This is a genomic window from Azomonas agilis (assembly GCF_007830255.1).
In the GTDB taxonomy this organism is placed as follows: Bacteria; Pseudomonadota; Gammaproteobacteria; order Pseudomonadales; family Pseudomonadaceae; genus Azomonas; species Azomonas agilis.
Genome location: NZ_VLKG01000009.1, coordinates 87,688 through 105,711, shown reverse-complemented (window position 1 = coordinate 105,711; position 18,024 = coordinate 87,688). Strand labels below are relative to the sequence as shown.

Below are 18,024 nucleotides of genomic sequence, written 5' to 3'. Positions count from 1 at the left end.
GTGGCGGTTCATCCCCGCGGCTGCGGGGAACACACTTAGCATAACCAACTGTTCCACAAAGGAAAATTGGTACACTAAAAATCTACCAACTTTTTACTTGTTAAAGATCGGGGTTTTCAGGGGGTAAAAAAGCCACTAAACGTAACCCATCGTAGTCAATGGGAATGCGCCGATTAGCCCCTAAGGTTTGAAATTCATAACCGGATTCCGTGTTGCTGGCCCAAGCCATCACCACATTGCCCTCTTCGTAACCAGCACTAAGGTGTTCCCAGATCATTTCCCGTGTACGACGCGAAACATCACCGATATACACCCCAGCTCTGACTTCCAACAGCCAGATCGCCAGTCGCCCTCGCAAGCGCGGCGGCACGTTTTCAGTGACTACCACTAAAAAACTCATCAGCGGCTCCGATGCCCAATGTCGCCATGTGATTCTGGATTAGGAATTGCAGGCGGCACGGACTCTGGCGGCGCTTCGGGCGGCTTAATTTCACCGGCGGCCAATACCTCCTCAATAGTGGGAATGATGCGCCCGAGCAATTTGCTGGAGCGAAACAAATCCCGACAGCCAATCCGCACCTCTCGCTCAGGATTGGCAGGCGTTTTAGCCGCTAACCGAAAGGCCAAAGGTACGACGGTTTCAAACTTGAACAGATCGGCAATGTCGTACACAAAAGACAGCGGCTTGCCGGTATGAATAAAACCCACCGCTGGAGCATAACCCGCTGCCAACACTGCCGCCTCGGTAATACCATACAGACACGAAGTAGCTGCCGATAAGCAGCGATTGGGTACATCGGCAGCATCCCATTCGTGCCGATCGTAATTGCGGGCTTGCCAGTTCACCTTATATTGTTTGGCCAACAGCTTGTAGGTTTCCCGTACCCGTGCGCCTTCAATACCGCGCAACTGTTCGACACTACGACGCGCCGGTGCAGGTTCGCCAAAACGCAGCTCGTACATTTTGCGCACCACTTTCAGACGCAGTTCATCGTCCAAAGCCAGCTTGGCCTGATACAACAACCGATCCGAACGCGCCCCTCCGGGTTGGCCGCTGGCGTATAGCCGCACACCAGCCTCTCCGACCCACACCAACAGTGTTCCCACAGTGGCTGCCAAATTAACAGCGGCATGGGAGACGCGGGTTCCCGGCTCCAACATCAGGCAAGCCACGGAGCCTATGGGAATGTGTTTACGCACGCCATTTTTGTCGATGACTACAAAGGCTCCGTCCAGAACATCAATCTGGCCGTATTCAACGAAGACCATCGACACGCGGTCTTTCATCGGTAGGGGTTTGAGTGGGGGGAGCATTTAGAGTTTTCCTACGCTCAATAAACCACAACCAAAAGCTTTAGCTGGGCCAATACCCTCTAATAGGGCTTGAGCGAATCGATTGGTATCCTCTACCACTAAACGCCCTTCAAAGCAGGCCCGCTGCAAAGTAATACGCTGACTCGCTTTAGGCGTGGATAGGCGATCACTACCCGTTACCAAGGCCGCCTCTACTCGAAACCCATGACGATTGGCTTGACGTATCAACCAAGCTAACTGAGCTTCTTCCCCAAGCAACCCCAGCCGTTTGCCGTCACGGGTTACAGTGGGATTAGCCTGCAAGCGAAAACGATAGCGGCCTCCATCATTAACCAGTTGCTGTGCATCCAGTTGTTTAACTTCCGGTGCTTGCTTTAGATACTGCGGCACAGCTTCTAGGTAAGACCAGTCAGGTGCTTCGCTACTTTGCACCAGCAATATCGGATCAGCCCAAGCGGTATTAACCTCTTGCCGCCATAAAAAGCGCGGAGCGGAGCTGCTCTCATCTGCAACAAAGGCGCGTACCAAGGTGCGGTGCATTTCGTAAGGGCTACCTAGGTCTCGGCGAGCCAATCCAGTATTAGGATTAAGCCGCAGGCGCGTCAGATACATGCGTACCTCCCACCGACAAAGACTGCGATAATACAAAACGCGGCCCAAAGCGACGCTCAATAAAGGGAGCTACGGGCTGATCTAAACGCACAGCTCCCTCGCTAGCATGCTCTAACACAAAACGCTTAGTCTTAGCCGTATCCCCTTTACTCAATAAAGGCCAGTGCTGCAAAGCTTCTAGTAACGAAGTATCTAACAGCGCATCTGGCAAAAATACAGGCGCACTGGGCACAAAACTTTTGCGCCCTAAAGCTAGGGGCCAAACAGGATTACGTAAGGCCGTTTCAATCCGTTGCAACACAGAACGCTCTCCCTCTAAACCCACCAAAAATAGGGCATCGGCCAGATAAAAGCGCGGACTCACCACAGTGCGCTCCAGATCGGCTTTACCCGACGCAATGCGCACGCCGGTGGCTGTCTGGTAGTCACGCATGGGCGTACCTTCCCGATCAATCCGAACACCCATTTTTAGAGCGGCTAAGTCCTCGACCGGCTCAGAGCGGTCACGTCCCAAGGCCGCACAGACCAGACCAAGAACGCCGGACTTAGAGGGCTCCAACTGAGTATCACGCTCATCAAAGCGGCTGGTAGTTCCCCAAGATTGCAGCGGCCCTTGCAGACGCAGCAGCAAGGTGGCCATTGTTAAACTCCCAGTCCATTAACCACTTGCTCTCGCACCCAGCGCACTAAGGCTTGCAAGGATTCAGAGGCTTGCCCTTTACCGCTTGGCCATTGTCCAGTGAGGTCTAAATAACCCCAAGCATCCTGCTCTGAAGCATAGGCCGTTGCTAGGCGTTGCTCATAAGCAGCCAACTCTTTAACCGACAGCCCAGTAAGTGGCTGATCATGGCGGGGCAATACGGGTTTTTCAAAAGCATTGGCCAAGTTAAGCGGTAAGCTGTGGCGAATGCTGATGCCAATAAACTCAGGAGCGTTGTGAGCTGCAAAGCTGTTTTGCTTACCCGTGGGGATAGCCAAACTAAAGGCTTTTACGAAGGCTTCGACCGCTGACAGGGTTAACTCCTGATCGCCTTGTAAGTTGCTCAGTAACTTAGGCACATCCAGCAGGGCATAGCGATACAACGTAGCCGAGTTAAACTCTACCTGACCGATCATGCCTGCGCCGGTATCCGCGCGGGTATTTTCGTCATCTACAGCGGTAAAATAGTCAAACTCGCGCTCTACCCTATGGGTACTGATGGCATGAGCCACTTGGCAAGCAGCATCTTGATTGACTTCTGGCAAATCCGCCAACATGCGGCCAAATAAGGCCACGTCCACTGCCTTACCACCGTCTAGGATACTTTTGGCTTGCTTGACAACCTCAGGCGGTAAGCTGGCTTTAGCGTCTTTTTTGCTCTTGCCTGCGGCTACTGGCACCAGCACATCCCAATGCTGCTCAATCAATTCCGCAAAACGAGCAATTTCTGTTTGGCCTAGAAACAGCAGATACTGGGTTTTGCCGTCGTCTTTAAGCTTTAAACCTGCCGCTGCCAAAGCTGCTTCAATACGACCTTTAGCCTCTGCCTCTTCCCGCCCATTAAGACGAGCCAAGAGTAACTCCTGAAGCCGTTGGGTACGGATGCCACGATGAGCCACAGGTAATAATTCATGTTCAGCTACGGCTAAACGAGTGGCTCGCTTAAAACACTGACTGCTCACCCGTGCCCGGCGCTGACCACCAAAGAGTGCATCCTTAGGCGCTCCCGTGTCATCGCGGTTGAGGTTGGAAGGCGCAAAGTTTTGGATCAGATGCAGTTCGATAAAAAAGCCCATGAGGTTATCCCTTTCCTTATACGTGGGAATTTGAGGTGTTGTTTGCTTCAGTTTCACGATAAGCAGCCCGATAAAACTCCCGTGCCCATCGCTGACGAATACGATCAAGATCGAATGCTGGATTCATCCAAATGAATAAATCGTCCAATAACTCGCCATAGTTCAAGCCAATATCGGCACTGGCCAATAAGCTGATACTTTGGCGTAGGTGATCCGCTAAACTGCCGGCATCTGTGCCCAACAGCGCCACAAAACGCTGCTCAATGCTGGGGCTTTTCTCTTTATGGCTCCACAGCACACCTAGAGCACCAGCCAAGGACTGTTCCGCTTGCTGGGGATGTTTGGCGTAGAGCCCTGCTACCAAGTAACAAGCCAATCGGCGTTTATCTTGAGCCTCCCACTCTAACTTCAAAAAAGGCTCCACATAGGGATAAGCGGCCGGATAAGCCCCCGGAGCAAAAGCCAAACTGTGGCGCAAACGGGCTAAAGCCCCGGGATTCCCCTTATTTTGTCCTTGAGGTGTTAGCCGCTCCAAATATTGGATAAAGGACATGGCGTATTCGGACTTCATGGAGCGACAGCCTCCTTGGCTACTTTGTGTTCCGGCAGATGTTCATTGAGCAACCCACAAAAACGCGGCCAGTACAGGGCATCCGCCCGTAAAGCCTGAACTGAGCCCCCCATACCTGCCAACAATCGGCCCCATACGGAACGAGCTGCTTGGGCCAGAGCCTGCTGCCATAGCTGCTCAGCTTGCTCGTCCTGATTTTGGGAGACTAAGTCCAATACTTGGGACAATTGACGCTCTGCTGTGGAAAAATACAACGCGGCTGAGGGGCCACTATCAAAGAGGCTACGGGCTTTGCTAAAGGTTTCTTTGTTGTGAGAGTCCGGCAAAGCCTCAGCAATCATCTTGGTAGCCAAGCTGCGAATTTGGGTAAAGAGGTCTTCTGCTTCTTTTACGATATCGCGGACTAATTGAGCTTGCTGCACATCTACGAATAAGGATACAGGCATCACTAACTGTTCAGCCCGCCAGCGCAGTAACTTAGCTTGATCACTGGCTAAACCAGCCACTAATACCGGCAAATTACTGTCATAGGTAATGCGAGTTGCATAATTCAAAACTGCCGCTGGATGCGAGGCATTTTCGGGGTTTGGGACTAAGGCAGGTAAATCACGCCACAGGGCACGCCCTTCGGTAAAGGTCAGACGTACTGGCCCGGTACTGCCTTTTCGAAAACAGGCCATAGAATCGGGAAGATGAGGATCTTCCTCTAAAGCCACCCCAGCAGCAAAACGCAACCAGCGGATGCCCCCCTCTGGCTCAGGGAGCAACAGCACCGCGCGGCTTAAGCGGGTATAGCGATCATTGGGGCCAGTGGCTAGCTTAGGAGCTGCGCGCAAATCGGCTAGCGTTACGGGCGACTGCTCCCAGCAGGGTAAGTCTTCCACACCCTGCCGAGTGGCTGAGTGCAGTGCCAGACATAGGGTTTTAGCCAACGTTTGGCCTTGGGGCAGGATAGCGGCGGTATTGGCCAGCGGCCCCGCTTTGTCAGAATCACGCAGGGTTTTAACCAATCCCCCCGGCACAAACTGTAAGTATCCCAGCAAGGTACGCAGGCACTCAGCAAAGCTGATGGCGCGCGGCTCACTATCGTAAGAATGGTCAAATACCACGGGAGTATTGCCATTGGCGCTGGCTAGAGAAATTTGCGTCCACGGCTTTTGCTTGGTACAGGTTTCTTCCGCCACTCCCAAAATAGCCGCCTGCATAAAGGGATGCTGGGTATCAAACAACCAAAAGCGATCACGCCAACGCTCTAAATAGGCTTGAATGTCAGCAAGGGGTAAGCCCTTTGCGTAGTATTGGCGTGCCCCTTTCAAACGAAACTCTTGGCTATCCTGACTACTTAGAGCTCGGTGCAGAATGACCAGCAACAGCCGATATTGGGCCACTAGGCTAGGCGGTGCCGTTTCAGCTAAAGCTACAATACGATCCGCCTGTGCAAAAACCTCCAGCAGCCCAAGCTCAATAATCGCCCCTCCTTGAGTACGCACAGGCAACCAAGGTTCATCCAACAGGTTAAAGGCGCTCGTCATATCGTCCATTCCTTAGGTTAGAGACAGCATCAGACTTTCCCTCTCAAAGCGGAATGAGCTAAAGGTATGCTCCTTCGCGACTAATGTCAAAGAGTAGGTTCTTAAAAAGAAAAAATCTTTTCCTCGTTGCATTAGAATGGCTTTGCGTTATTTCCTAGCCCGTTTTTAGCCAGGATGAACCAAGTAGCTTCTTCAAAATCAGGGAAGCAAGCACCTTTTCCCCACGGTTGTGGGGATGCCGAAAATTTGGAGGGGATCACCCCTCCAGCTTTTCAATCACCAGCCCCAAGACCTCATCTAAATGCAGCCTTAGATGCTCACTGACAGAGTAGCGATTGTCGTGCAAAGGCAAGATTCGGCAATCACGCAACAGAGGATGCTCCGCCAAAGCATGGGGTAAAGCCTGAGCCAAAAAGTGTTGAACCAATGCTTTACGACTGACACGCAACTGACGCGCATAAAGCTGGTTAGCTAAATCATCGTTTAGCTTTTGATCAAGGCTCAAAATTTCAGAGGTTTGGCTGAACCCCAAACCTTCTGGGCGTTGACACAGCGGGATCAAACTTAGACTGTCCTCGCCTAAACGTGTGCTGTTAACCAAACCCAATCCTTCGCCTTCTTCCTTACCACGTGGCTTATCCAAGTAGGCATCACAGGTTTGTGCTAAAGGATCAATACTGACTCCAAAGGCGCGTGTTTGCTGGTTCTTAATTTCAGCACGGTATTCACCATAGGCTTGCAGCTCTATATGGTCGCGGGTGGCCTCATCTAAGTCATCCGGCAAAGGTTCGTCGCTGTAAACTGCTTGCACTAGGCGGTCAATGTCTTGAGGTAAATGCAATTCAGACTCACGCGACAACAAAGCCCAAGTACGACCTAATAAATAAGCGTCATACACAAACTCCCAAGCTGTTTCCGTGAGTTCAGGTAAAGAATGTGGATTAAGCCCTGCAACCCATAATCGGGGTTGTGTATGTGCTAAAGGCCGTTGCCGTTGATGGCGATGTAAACGCCCCGCGCGTTGTAGCAGCAAATCCACAGGGGCTAAATCGGTGAGCATAAAATCAAAGTCTAAGTCCAAGGATTGTTCAGCTACCTGTGTTGCAATCAACAATCCACGATCAGGACGCTGACCTGTTGTGCCAAAGCTTCCCAGTACACGCTTTTCTGAATCCGCTCGCTGATTAGCTGGAAAACGGGCATGGAATAACAGGACAGGGATGTCTTCTTCTAACTGTGGGCGCAAGAGCAGATAGAGCTGCTGAGCTCTGTCCACCGTATTTACAATGACTGCCCCGCAACCTCCTTGGGCTATTTGCGCCAGTACCTCAGCAGCAAGAGCTTCCAGCGTTTCTAGGGTATGCCTTAGCTGGATCACCGGCAAAGGACGAGCCTCAAAATGCGCGCCCCGCACGCCTTGTTGATCAGCCAGCAATAGCCGTGGATAAGCGAGGGAAGGAATATCAGCAGCCTTAATGCCCCAAGCCGCCATCAAGGATTGGCGCTTCGCCTCTGGTAAGGTGGCACTCATCAATACCACCGAGCTACCCAGCGCTTTCAGCCATTGCAGTAGGGTTTCAATTAAGCCGCTGGTATAGGCATCGTAGGCATGTACCTCATCCAATACCACAACCCTATTACCCAATCCCCAAAGCCGTACAAAGTGGTGTTTGACGTTTAAGACGGACAATAATGCTTGATCCACCGTCCCTACACCATAAGGCGACAGTAATGGACGACGCTTTTGGGAAAACCATGCCGAAGCACTTAGGCTTTCTGTGGAGGATTGATCAACACTTTTTAGATGGCGTATCTGCTCATTCATCGCAGCGCCACCATGCACTAACTGTATATCCAAAGGGTCGGAGGTAAAGGCGTGCAAAAAAGTAAGAGCCCGACTAAATAAAGCATTGCTGGTGGCTTGTGTCGGTAGCGCTACGTAAAGACCACGATGTTGATTGGCGGCCTGTAAACGCAAGTGCGCCAAAAAAGCTAACTCCGTTTTACCCTCACCCATCGGGGCTTCAACCAACAATAAAGACGGCCCTTGGACTGAGGACAGCAGCTTATCGCCCACCTGCTGCAAAGGGCGCGCCTCCACAGCGGTGGATCGTCCCATTACCCGTCCCAATAAATGCTCTAGGCTAACCTCTGGTGTAAACCCACCCACCAACGGCGCAACTGACCATCCAATATCTTGCAAAGCCTTCTGAGCTAATAGACAAGCGTGCTGATGGTAGTCTTTTAGATCATCTTGACGCTCACCCAAAGGAAACCACTGGCGATTAGAGGCAATCCAGTCAGCTACTGCGGTTAACCCCGCAAACCAATTAACAACAGGCAGACTCAATGTTTCCACTTGTGGCTGCGCTTCGGGACTAAGCACTTGCCAATAGACTTCCAGCAAAGTTCTGCGCGCCTCTAACCACGCAGAGGACTCTCTATAGGGTTTGGATTGGCTGATCTCAATGGAGTTGGGATGGTAGCCGTGGTGTGCGCCCAAGGCTTGCAGTAAATCCCGCAATACTTCTGGAATGAAGGGCATTAACTCTTGTAGCGGCTGGTGTAACAACGCGGCGGTTGCTAGATCATGGCGCGTAACCTTGCAGGAGCGGGGATTAAAATCGAGCCCCTGTGCTTGGTCGGCTTGCTGTCCCTGTGGCCATTTACTCTGAAAACCAGGAATAGCCTTACCAAAATCATGCAACCCCACCAAAACGGCTAACCAAGGCACTACGGCAGCTTGAGGTAACCCCAAAGCCTGAGCCAACCAAGCTATTGTGGAGGGAGGCTCAAAACCTAAAATAACTTTAGTAGTGGCCGCCACATCCAGCATATGGCCCAGTAGCGGATGACCAAAAGTCTCATCGCTCTTAGCCCAAAGCGCTCGAACAGGTGCTGGTAATTCAGAAAATTGGTTTAAAAAGCCATCTAACATAGCAACGACCTAATCCTTGGCTAACAAACTGGTTATTTATACAAGATATCATTATCCAATCAAGCTCCACCCTGCTCAAAAAACAACCACAGCGCACTGAAATACTGGCCATAGCCCTTCCTTTGCGTATACTGCGCGCCATGTCTGCCTATACCCTATCTCATCACTCACCCTACAGGCTTACTCGACTGTTAGCCCTAGGCCTTGTGCTGATGCTCAATGGCTGTGGTGATACTTCAACGCCCGAGGTTTCTGCTAAGCAGCACAGCCAACTAGAGCATGTTCAGATGCAGGGCGTGTTGCGCGTCATCACCCGGAACGCTCCCACGACTTATTACCAAGACCGTACGGGTGAAGCGGGATTTGAATACGAGTTGGTCAAAGGCTTTGCTAAATACCTTGGCGTGAGTTTGCATTTAGAGATTGCTAACACCCCTGAAGAACTGTTTGAGCGCCTTGCCGAACCCAATGGCCCCGTGCTGGCCGCCGCCAGCCTAATCCAAGGCCCAGACAAGCCACCGCAGTTTTGTTTCAGCCAAGCCTATATGGATTCGGCGACTCAGGTGATTTACCACCGCAACCAAGTACGCCCTAATGCCCTAACAGACCTGTTTGGCAAAAAAATTCTAGTAGTGAAAGGCAGTACCCACGCCCAATTGCTGGAGCAACTGCACCAAGAAAATCCTAAGCTAAAGTACGAAGAATCCGATCATGTAGAGGTCGTAGATCTATTGCGCATGGTGGATACCAAACAGTTGGCCTTTACCTTGGCCGAATCCAACGAACTTGCCATCAACCAATTTTATTTTTCCAATGTGCGCTCTGCGTTTGAGCTAAACAGCCAAAATCAGCAAGCTTGGGCCATGCGCTGTACGGCAGAGGATCGGAGCTTGGTTGAGGCTGCTAATCAGTACCTTCGTAACGTACAAAAAAATGGCACCTTGCAAAACCTGAAAGAGCGCTATTACAGCCACGGCGATATTCTGGGTTATGTGGGGGTCTACACCTTTGCCCAACACCTGCGCCAACGTCTACCACGCTACGAAAAACACTTTCGAGCCGCCGCTAAACAGCACGATATTGACTGGAGGCTGGTGGCTGCCATCGGCTATCAGGAATCACAGTGGGACCCTACCGCCATCTCAAAAACGGGGGTTCGTGGTTTGATGATGCTCACTCAGAACACCGCAGAATCAGTGGGGGTCACGGATCGTCTTAACCCAGTGCAAAGCATTAAGGGCGGCACAGAGTACTTTGTGCAAATACACAATGAACTGCCCAACAGCATTCGGGAACCTGACCGCACTTGGTTTGCCCTCGCTGCCTACAATGTGGGGGCTGGTCATTTAGAAGATGCGCGCCAATTAACCCGCAAAGCGGGCCTCAACCCCAACCGCTGGCTAGATGTTAAACGCATTTTGCCGCGCCTAGCCCAGCAGGAGTGGTACACCAAAACCCGCTACGGCTACGCACGCGGCGGCGAGCCGGTGGAGTTTGTCGCCAATGTGCGCCGCTATCTGGATATTTTGACGTGGACGAGCCAACCACAACTGGAAAGCCGTGCCCCAGCTCAGAAAAACCTGCACATTCCCGGTATTAATCCCGCCGATCTGAGTAAAAATCTGCCGCCGCTGTAGCTTTAATCTTTAGCAATAGCGGCAAAAGCAGCGTGGGTATGCTCGGCCAATACCGCTGCACTGAGCTCCACCTCCAACCCCCGCCGCCCAGCACTGACAAAAATGCTGGGCCAATTCTGGGCAGATAGGTCAATAAAGGTACGCAGGCGCTTTTTCTGCCCCAAAGGGCTGATGCCTCCCACCAAATAACCCGTAGTGCGCTGGGCCATCTGCGGGTTGGCCATTTCCAGCTTTTTAACCCCTGCCGCCTGCGCTAAAGCTTTTAAATCCAAACTCCCACCCACTGGCACAACGGCTACCAACAACTCTTTAGCTTCCGTACTCACCAGTAGGGTTTTAAAAACCTGAGCTGGATTGAGCTGAAGCTTCTCTGCCGCCTCCAATCCATAGGAGGCGGATTTAGGATCATGTTCGTAGCTATGGATTTGAAAGCTGGCTTTAACTTTTTTCAACAGGTCGATGGCTGGAGTCATGGTGGTTCACACAACTAAAAACCCTACTCTACTCCAGATTCCGCTTGAGCGTAGCGCGTCCGCAATTGTCGAGCGGCAGCCACCATATTAGCCAAAGCCGCCTGAGTTTCCGGCCAGCCACGGGTTTTTAAACCACAGTCTGGGTTTACCCAGAGGCGCTCAACCAGAATATGCTCCAGTGCTTTTACCAGCAGCTCACGCATTTCCGAAGCCTCTGGAACGCGCGGCGAGTGAATATCGTACACACCGGGGCCAATTTCGTTGGGGTACTGGAAGACTTGGAACGCCTTGAGTAACGCCATCTGCCCCCTTGAGGTTTCAATGGTGATCACATCCGCATCCATAGCGGCAATGGCTTCGATAATGGCATTAAAATCGCTGTAGCACATATGGGTGTGGATTTGAGTTTCATCCTGCACTCCGGCACTGCACAGGCGGAAGGATTGCACCGCCCAATCCAAATAAGCAGCCCAGCGATCTCGCCGCAAAGGTAAGCCCTCTCGGAAGGCAGCCTCATCAATCTGGATTACCGCAATGCCTGCGGCTTCTAAATCCTGTACCTCGTCCCGAATGGCCAAGGCCAGTTGCCGCGCTTGCTGTTCTGCACTCAAATCTTCGCGCGGGAATGACCACAGCAACATGGTAACCGGCCCCGTGAGCATGCCTTTCATCGGTTTGCGGGTCTGCTGTTGAGCATAACTGATCCAATCCACCGTCATCGGCTTAGGTCGGCTTAAATCACCGTAGATAATGGCGGGCTTCACACAGCGGGAGCCGTAACTTTGCACCCACCCATTGCGGGTCAGCAGGTAGCCGTCCAACTGCTCGGCAAAATACTCCACCATGTCGTTGCGCTCGGCCTCACCGTGCACCAGCACATCAAGGCCTAAGCTCTCTTGCACCAAGACGGCATGGCGGATTTCCGCTTGCATGGCTTCAACATACTCAGCTTCAGAGAGTTTGCCTTGGCGGTAGGATTGGCGTGCCAGACGGATGGCCGGAGTCTGGGGAAAGGAGCCAATGGTTGTGGTAGGAAATAGCGGCAGATTTAACCGAGCCCGCTGTTTACCAATACGCGCGCTAAAAGCCGACTGACGCTCCGTATGTCGTGCCCGTATCGCGGATAAGCGCGCTTGCACCGACTCTTTATGAATGCGTTTAGACTGAGCCCGCTCGGCTTGAATACGCGCACTCTCGGCCAAGGCTTGCTGTACTTCGGGGGCTTCTGGCTGGTTAATCGCCTGCACCAGCAGCGCTACTTCTCGGCTTTTTTGCACGGCAAAGGCCAGCCAGTCTTTAAACTCGGCCTCCAGAGCCGTCTCACTGGTCAAATCCACCGGACAATGCAGCAACGAACAGGAAGGCGCGATCCATAAACGCTCACCCAAGCGCTCGGCGGTGGGGCGTAGCAGATCCAAGGTTTTATTCAGATCGGAGCGCCATACATTGCGCCCATTCACCACGCCCAACGACAGCACTTTATAGCTTGGCAAACGATCCAACACGGCTGGAAGTTGTTCAGGAGCGCGGACTAAATCCAGATGCAACCCCTCTACCGGCAACTGACTGGCCAGCAGCAGATTGTCTTCTAATCCGCCAAAATAGGTGGCCACTAGCTTCTTTAAAGGAGCGCGTTGCAGTTGGTTGTAGGCGCGCTCAAAGGCGTTTTTCCAGTCCTGCGGTAAATCCAAAACCAGAATGGGTTCATCCAACTGCACCCACTCCATTCCTTGGTCGGCCAAACGCTGCACAATCTGCGCGTAGATCGGCAATAGGGAGTCAAGTAACTCCAGCTTATCAAAATCCCCTTGAGCCTTGCCCAACCAGAGGTAGGTCAGCGGGCCAATCAATACTGGCTTGACGCGATGTCCTAAAGCCTTGGCCTCCTCAACTTCCTCAAACAACTGATTCCAACTGAGCTGGAAGGATTGATTCGGGGCCAATTCCGGTACTAGATAGTGGTAGTTGGTATCAAACCACTTAGTCAGCGCCGAAGCCGGTTGCGCCTGTTGCCCCGCACCCTGACGGGATAAACCACGCGCTACGGCAAACAGGGTATCTAGGCTAGGCGTTTCTGTGGATTTAAAACGCTCAGGAATTACCCCAAACATCAGAGAATGGGTCAATACCTGATCGTACCAAGCAAAATCTCCCACCGGCAGCCAATCCAATCCGACTTCTTGTTGCGTCTGCCAATGGGCGGCGCGCAGCTTTTGGCCTACGGCGCGTAAACCGGCTTCGTCTAAATCGCCTTTCCAGTAGGCTTCCAGCGCGCGTTTCAGTTCCCGATCCCGTCCAATGCGCGGAAATCCCAAACTATGCCCTACGGCCATATCGCTGCTCCCCATGACATCAGTTAAATTCAGAGGAGCAGATTTTCTGACCTTTTATTGGCATGAAACAAACTCAAGTATTTTGAGATCAACCCTCAAAAAATTCATCATGCACTGCGCCCATCGGCCAAGATCGCCCCTAGGAGAGTTCCAGCGCAGATCACTGTATACTCCCGCCCCTTTCTTTTGCGTTCTGTCTCGGGTTTCCAGCATGTCCAAGCCATCACGAAAAGCTCCCAGCGTGGGCGTTGTCTCTTTGGGCTGTCCCAAAGCCACCGTTGATTCCGAGCGTATCCTCACCCAACTGCGCACCGAGGGCTATCAGATCGTGCCCAGCTATCAGGATGCAGACGTGGTGGTGGTCAATACCTGCGGCTTTATCGACTCGGCCAAAGCCGAATCCTTAGAGGCCATCGGCGAAGCCCTGCGCGAAAACGGGCGCGTAATCGTCACCGGCTGCATGGGCGTATCGGAAGACGCTATCCGCGATGTACACCCTAGCGTATTGGCGGTCAGCGGCCCTCAGCAGTACGAACAGGTCGTACAGGCGGTACATGATGCAGTTCCGCCTCCCGCAGACCACGATCCCTTTGTGGATTTAGTGCCGCCTCAAGGTGTGAAACTCACGCCACGCCACTACGCCTATCTAAAAATTTCTGAAGGCTGTAACCATCATTGCAGCTTCTGCATCATTCCCGGCATTCGCGGCAAACTGGTCAGCCGTCCGGTGAATGAAGTGCTGGAGGAAGCGGAAAAGCTGGTACGCGCTGGAGTAAAAGAGCTGCTAATCATCTCCCAAGACACCAGCGCCTATGGCGTGGACTTGGGCTACAAAACCGAATTTTGGAACGGTCGCCCGGTCAAAACCCGGATGAAGGAGCTGTGCGAAGCTCTGTCCAGCCTCGGGGTTTGGGTGCGTTTGCACTACGTCTACCCCTACCCTAACGTGGACGAGGTAATTCCGCTGATGGCTGAAGGCAAGCTACTGCCCTATCTGGATATTCCCTTCCAGCACGCCAGCCCAAACATCCTCAAAGCCATGAAGCGTCCGGCGTTTAAGGACAAAACCCTGGAGCGCATCCGCCAGTGGCGGGAAATCTGCCCTGAGCTGACCATTCGCTCTACCTTTATCGTCGGCTTCCCCGGCGAAACGGAGGAGGATTTCCAGTATCTGCTGGATTGGCTCACCGAAGCTCAGTTGGATCGGGTGGGTTGTTTCCAATATTCCGCTGTGGCAGGTGCCTCTGCCAACGAGTTAGAAGGTGCGGTACCAGAAGAAGTAAAACAAGAACGCTGGGAGCGCTTTATGGCCCACCAACAGGCCATCAGCCAAACCCGCCTACAACAGCGCATCGGCCAGACCATTGAGGTGTTAATTGACGAAATCGACGAAGAAGGGGCTATTGGCCGCTCGCCCGGCGATGCGCCTGAAATCGACGGCAACGTCTATCTGGAGGACTTCGACCTCAAACCCGGCGACCTGATCAAAGCTCAGATCACCGATGCCACCGAATACGATCTATGGGCTGAACGTATTTAATGCAGCACAGCGTTACGCCGGTCGGCTATCTGCGCTCCTGTTTTCGGGAGAAGTTCGCTATCCCTCGCCAATCGCGATTAGCACCCGCAGCGCGAGGGTTGGTTGAGCTGGTTCCGCCCTTCGATCAGCCCCAAGCGGTCGAAGGCTTAGAGCAGGTCAGTCATGTGTGGTTGCTGTTTCTGTTTCACCAAACACTGGAAGCCCAACCCCGCTTGCGGGTACGTCCACCGCGTTTAGGCGGCAATCAGTTTACCGGCGTATTTGCTACCCGCTCCACTCACCGTCCTAATGGCATCGGCCAATCGGTAGTCAAGCTGGATCGGGTGGAAGCAGGCAAGCTCTGGGTATCCGGGATTGATCTCTTGGACGGCACGCCAATCCTTGATATCAAGCCCTATGTGCCCTACGCCGACAGCCTGCCGGACGCTCAAAACCAAATGGCCGATGCACCACCCTTACTGATCTCGGTGGACTGGCAACCCGAAGCTCTCGTCTGTGCCCAGCAACAGGGCCAACGCCTAAGCCAACCCTTGGTGGAGCTGATCGAACAATGCCTCGCCCAAGATCCGCGCCCAGCCTACAGCCTGCCCAGCCCTGAGCGCCAATACGGCACTCAGTTTTGGGATGTGGAGGTCAAGTGGCATTACCCAACACCAGAACGCATTCGAGTTCTAGCCGTCACTCCCGCGATTTAGCGGCTGCTTTTTCAGGTACGAGCCTCAAGGGTGTGCTGCCATACACCTTGGTTTGGTTTTCCACCTTAAAGGGCAAGCTCATGTACTGCCCTTTCAGCCAAGCTTCAATGCCATCGGCATAGTGCGGGCTAGAAGGATTGCCTGACTGCCCCGAGCTGTTCACTACTAACATGGGCTCATCGCGCCCAAAGTCCACGATAAAGCGCGCTGAGGGAATCAACCACACATCAAAGTTACTGCCCCAACGGTTAGCGGCTACGTTTAAAGTGGCAAAATCCCCACCCGCCGGATAGGGCCCGCGATTCAGATAATCAGATACGGCTCCAACGGCCAAACGCTGAGTCATCCCCATATTAGGAGCCATCTGGCTGGCACTACTAAGCCAATGATAGGTGTGTAATTTCCCCCATTGCCATGCTGTGCGATCTGTACCTAATTTAGACTCCAATAACTGAATACTGGCCGCCAGACTGCGGGCTAGGATTTCTGGCTTGGTTTCCAATTGAGGGGTGCGAATGTCATCCCAAAAAGGACTTTCATCCCTACCCAGTAAATGGTCAGCCTGTGCCGAATAGGAGTTATTGGCTGTCTGCACCAAGGCTTGCCAAGCGGTGCTGCTGTCTTCTGGGCCTAACTCATCCAAAAAAATCTGCCGCGCAGATTCGAACAAGAAAGCACCGTACACCGCGGCCTCTGCGGAATTAGCTTCCAAACCTCCATCAAAGGCTAAAAGGTGTTTTAAGGCTTCTTGAGCCTTTCTCCTTTGTTCTATAGGCAAGGCTTGTATCGCCTGCGCTAAAGGCTGCGCCATTCCCGGCCCTTGCAGCATGGTTTTTAGCTTAGATGCAAAACCTGTAGTTTGGTCGTACTGCATCGCTGTCGTAGTGCGCACATCCTGCTTGCCTTGCATCACCAAATTGCTCAAACGCTCAAAGCGTTCGGGATAGTGCCATGAGCTGGATAGCTGTAACCCATAGCCCCGCGATACGGTGCGATGATTGGCGGTTCCCAACCAACCTTGGGCGGGATCTTGGTCATAGGGATGCAACATAGGTTCAGCAAAGCCTTCCCACTGATAATCCGCAGTCCACCCCGGTGAGGGAATCAAACCTAAACCTGAGCGGCGATTGGGATAGCGCCCCGTTACCTGCCACGCAATACTCTGGCGATCTGCAAATACCAAATTTAAAGGAACTGCCTGTATAGCGCGAGCCTGCTCAAAAGCCTGAGGCACCGAGGAAGCTTGAGAAAGTTTGAAAAAAGCCTCTAAAGACTGATCGCCCTCCAGTGAAGGTGTTTTTAAAGCCAACCCATAACCGCTGTGAATAGCTACAGGTTGCATGGAATGCTTACGCTCAACCAACCCCAGATTTAGCAAGGGGCCGTTACGGGTTTCATACACCTTTTCATGAATAGGTGCCTGTCCTTTAATGATGTAGGTTTCAGAACGTTCACGGGCAGGCACCCATTGCCCCTCAGCGAGATACTGTACGCGGCCTTTCTCGTTGCGTATTTGCTCCAAAAAAATATCTTGGGTATCCCCCATGACCATAGTCATGCCCCAAGCCAAACGACCATTAAACCCCGCAACCACCGCTGGAATCCCGGCAATACTCAGCCCAGCCGCTTCAAACTCTGGCCCCTTAACCTGTACTAAAGTCCAATACGAAGGCATAGATAGGGGAAGATGGGGATCGTTAGCCAATAGGGGTTTACCACTCAGGGTACGAGCCCCAGCAACAGCCCAATTATTAGAGGCGGCCACTCCCATTGGGAGCCAGCGCTCCAAGTCTTGACTGAGTTGATTAAGCCCTGCAATTTCTGGGATTTTACCCTTTAGATTCAAACCCTTAAGCTTATTAGCTTCCTCAAGGGGTAAATCTTCATCAGGATAAATAGGCAGTAACCAGTGCAGCTTATCGGCCCCTACTTTTTGAGCCATCACTAAGGATGCGATCTCTTCTTGTACATTGACCGATAAACCAAACTGAATCAAACAGAACACTAGAGCGGAGTCTTCGGGTTGCCAGTATTCGGGCTTTTGTCCAGCCAAATCTAGGGGGTACTGATCACGATAGCGGTAGATGTATGCATTCACTCCACGCGCATAAACCTCCAGCATATTTCTCATCTGCGGCGATGCACTGCGGTATAGCTGCTGAGCACTTTGACGCAGATTCACGGCGCGCATAAAGCGATCTAAAGCCAAAACCTCCGCTCCAAGCTGCTCAGCCAAACGCCCTTGAGCAACGCGCCGCATACCCAGCATTTGACTCAAACGGTCGCTGGCATGGACGTAACCCAAAGCAAATACCGTATCGTGGAAATTGCGACCTTCGATGAATGGCACGCCCAAGGTGTTACGACGTACACTGACTGCGTCAAAGAGTCCCACCAAGGGTTGTTGGCCTTGGGTTGGAGGCAAAGAGGTTTGATAACGCTCATCCAGATAGGCTTGGCACCCTAGCAGCCCTAAAGCCGTCAAAATGGCAAGCAGTACAGCAAAGCGCTTCAACAAAAGACTAGAAAGCGAGGCAAACATGGTAACTCCTACTGCAAACCTTGGGCCTTAGTCTTCTATGCTAAGCCAAAATCTGCAAAAA

The 18,024-nt window shown here is 52.5% G+C and carries 14 protein-coding genes; 3 read left to right on the top strand and 11 right to left on the bottom strand.

Annotated elements, in window-relative coordinates:
• Positions 1 to 100 precede the first annotated feature (100 nt).
• The 8 genes from cas2e to cas3 all read right to left on the bottom strand — a co-directional run bounded on the left by cas2e (position 101) and on the right by cas3 (position 8,743).
• Positions 101 to 400: a type I-E CRISPR-associated endoribonuclease Cas2e gene (gene cas2e / locus LX59_RS12050; RefSeq protein WP_144572139.1), complete on the bottom strand. Its 300-nt coding sequence runs from the start codon at positions 398 to 400 to the stop codon at positions 101 to 103.
• The gene (gene cas1e / locus LX59_RS12045; protein ID WP_211354851.1) at positions 400 to 1,314 is read right to left on the bottom strand and encodes a type I-E CRISPR-associated endonuclease Cas1e; all 915 of its coding nucleotides are present in this window, start codon (positions 1,312 to 1,314) and stop codon (positions 400 to 402) included. Before cas1e ends, cas2e begins: the two co-directional genes overlap by 1 nt.
• A complete protein-coding gene (gene cas6e, locus LX59_RS12040) occupies positions 1,315 to 1,926 on the bottom strand; it encodes a type I-E CRISPR-associated protein Cas6/Cse3/CasE (protein WP_144572138.1) in 612 nt (203 codons plus the stop codon).
• A complete protein-coding gene (cas5e, locus tag LX59_RS12035) occupies positions 1,901 to 2,566 on the bottom strand; it encodes a type I-E CRISPR-associated protein Cas5/CasD (RefSeq protein ID WP_144572136.1) in 666 nt (221 codons plus the stop codon). Before cas5e ends, cas6e begins: the two co-directional genes overlap by 26 nt.
• Positions 2,567 to 2,568: 2 nt before the next feature.
• Complete coding sequence (gene cas7e / locus LX59_RS12030) at positions 2,569 to 3,702, bottom strand: type I-E CRISPR-associated protein Cas7/Cse4/CasC (RefSeq protein ID WP_144572134.1); 1,134 nt, start codon at positions 3,700 to 3,702, stop codon at positions 2,569 to 2,571.
• A 16-nt stretch (positions 3,703 to 3,718) separates the two neighbouring features.
• A complete protein-coding gene (casB, locus tag LX59_RS12025; protein ID WP_246118750.1) occupies positions 3,719 to 4,273 on the bottom strand; it encodes a type I-E CRISPR-associated protein Cse2/CasB in 555 nt (184 codons plus the stop codon).
• Positions 4,270 to 5,805 (bottom strand): type I-E CRISPR-associated protein Cse1/CasA, encoded by a 1,536-nt coding sequence (casA, locus tag LX59_RS12020; RefSeq protein ID WP_144572132.1) that lies wholly within the window; start codon positions 5,803 to 5,805, stop codon positions 4,270 to 4,272. The genes casB and casA overlap by 4 nt, the downstream gene beginning before the upstream one ends.
• Before the next feature lie 256 nt (positions 5,806 to 6,061).
• Positions 6,062 to 8,743, bottom strand: coding sequence for a CRISPR-associated helicase Cas3' (gene cas3 / locus LX59_RS12015; protein ID WP_144572131.1), 2,682 nt, complete (start codon positions 8,741 to 8,743; stop codon positions 6,062 to 6,064).
• Between the two features lie 140 nt (positions 8,744 to 8,883).
• On the opposite strand from cas3, the gene mltF reads away from it, so the two are divergent.
• Positions 8,884 to 10,380, top strand: coding sequence for a membrane-bound lytic murein transglycosylase MltF (gene mltF, locus LX59_RS12010; RefSeq protein WP_144572129.1), 1,497 nt, complete (start codon positions 8,884 to 8,886; stop codon positions 10,378 to 10,380).
• A 2-nt stretch (positions 10,381 to 10,382) separates the two neighbouring features.
• Here the strand turns inward: mltF and ybaK are convergent, their stop codons facing one another.
• A complete protein-coding gene (ybaK, locus tag LX59_RS12005; RefSeq protein WP_144572127.1) occupies positions 10,383 to 10,853 on the bottom strand; it encodes a Cys-tRNA(Pro) deacylase in 471 nt (156 codons plus the stop codon).
• Between the two features lie 23 nt (positions 10,854 to 10,876).
• Positions 10,877 to 13,186, bottom strand: a complete 2,310-nt coding sequence (metE, locus tag LX59_RS12000) for a 5-methyltetrahydropteroyltriglutamate--homocysteine S-methyltransferase (RefSeq protein WP_144572125.1) — start codon at positions 13,184 to 13,186, stop codon at positions 10,877 to 10,879.
• A 211-nt stretch (positions 13,187 to 13,397) separates the two neighbouring features.
• Here metE and rimO point away from each other — a divergent pair, with 211 nt between their 5' ends.
• Positions 13,398 to 14,726, top strand: a complete 1,329-nt coding sequence (rimO, locus tag LX59_RS11995) for a 30S ribosomal protein S12 methylthiotransferase RimO (RefSeq protein ID WP_144572123.1) — start codon at positions 13,398 to 13,400, stop codon at positions 14,724 to 14,726.
• Complete coding sequence (gene tsaA / locus LX59_RS11990; RefSeq protein ID WP_144572121.1) at positions 14,726 to 15,421, top strand: tRNA (N6-threonylcarbamoyladenosine(37)-N6)-methyltransferase TrmO; 696 nt, start codon at positions 14,726 to 14,728, stop codon at positions 15,419 to 15,421. The genes rimO and tsaA overlap by 1 nt, the downstream gene beginning before the upstream one ends.
• Here the strand turns inward: tsaA and LX59_RS11985 are convergent.
• Positions 15,405 to 17,963, bottom strand: a complete 2,559-nt coding sequence (locus LX59_RS11985) for a penicillin acylase family protein (RefSeq protein ID WP_144572119.1) — start codon at positions 17,961 to 17,963, stop codon at positions 15,405 to 15,407. The genes tsaA and LX59_RS11985 overlap by 17 nt on opposite strands.
• Positions 17,964 to 18,024 lie beyond the last annotated feature (61 nt).

Bases quoted from the DNA above. Each gene is read 5' to 3' on its own strand.
- cas6e (WP_144572138.1), bottom strand. From the start codon at position 1,926: ATGTATCTGACGCGCCTGCGGCTTAATCCTAATACTGGATTGGCTCGC.
- LX59_RS11985 (WP_144572119.1), bottom strand. From the start codon at position 17,963: ATGTTTGCCTCGCTTTCTAGTCTTTTGTTGAAGCGCTTTGCTGTACTG.
- cas1e (WP_211354851.1), bottom strand. From the start codon at position 1,314: ATGCTCCCCCCACTCAAACCCCTACCGATGAAAGACCGCGTGTCGATG.
- mltF (WP_144572129.1), top strand. From the start codon at position 8,884: ATGTCTGCCTATACCCTATCTCATCACTCACCCTACAGGCTTACTCGA.
- ybaK (WP_144572127.1), bottom strand. From the start codon at position 10,853: ATGACTCCAGCCATCGACCTGTTGAAAAAAGTTAAAGCCAGCTTTCAA.
- cas2e (WP_144572139.1), bottom strand. From the start codon at position 400: ATGAGTTTTTTAGTGGTAGTCACTGAAAACGTGCCGCCGCGCTTGCGA.
- cas5e (WP_144572136.1), bottom strand. From the start codon at position 2,566: ATGGCCACCTTGCTGCTGCGTCTGCAAGGGCCGCTGCAATCTTGGGGA.
- rimO (WP_144572123.1), top strand. From the start codon at position 13,398: ATGTCCAAGCCATCACGAAAAGCTCCCAGCGTGGGCGTTGTCTCTTTG.
- casA (WP_144572132.1), bottom strand. From the start codon at position 5,805: ATGACGAGCGCCTTTAACCTGTTGGATGAACCTTGGTTGCCTGTGCGT.
- cas3 (WP_144572131.1), bottom strand. From the start codon at position 8,743: ATGTTAGATGGCTTTTTAAACCAATTTTCTGAATTACCAGCACCTGTT.
- tsaA (WP_144572121.1), top strand. From the start codon at position 14,726: ATGCAGCACAGCGTTACGCCGGTCGGCTATCTGCGCTCCTGTTTTCGG.
- casB (WP_246118750.1), bottom strand. From the start codon at position 4,273: ATGAAGTCCGAATACGCCATGTCCTTTATCCAATATTTGGAGCGGCTA.
- cas7e (WP_144572134.1), bottom strand. From the start codon at position 3,702: ATGGGCTTTTTTATCGAACTGCATCTGATCCAAAACTTTGCGCCTTCC.
- metE (WP_144572125.1), bottom strand. From the start codon at position 13,186: ATGGCCGTAGGGCATAGTTTGGGATTTCCGCGCATTGGACGGGATCGG.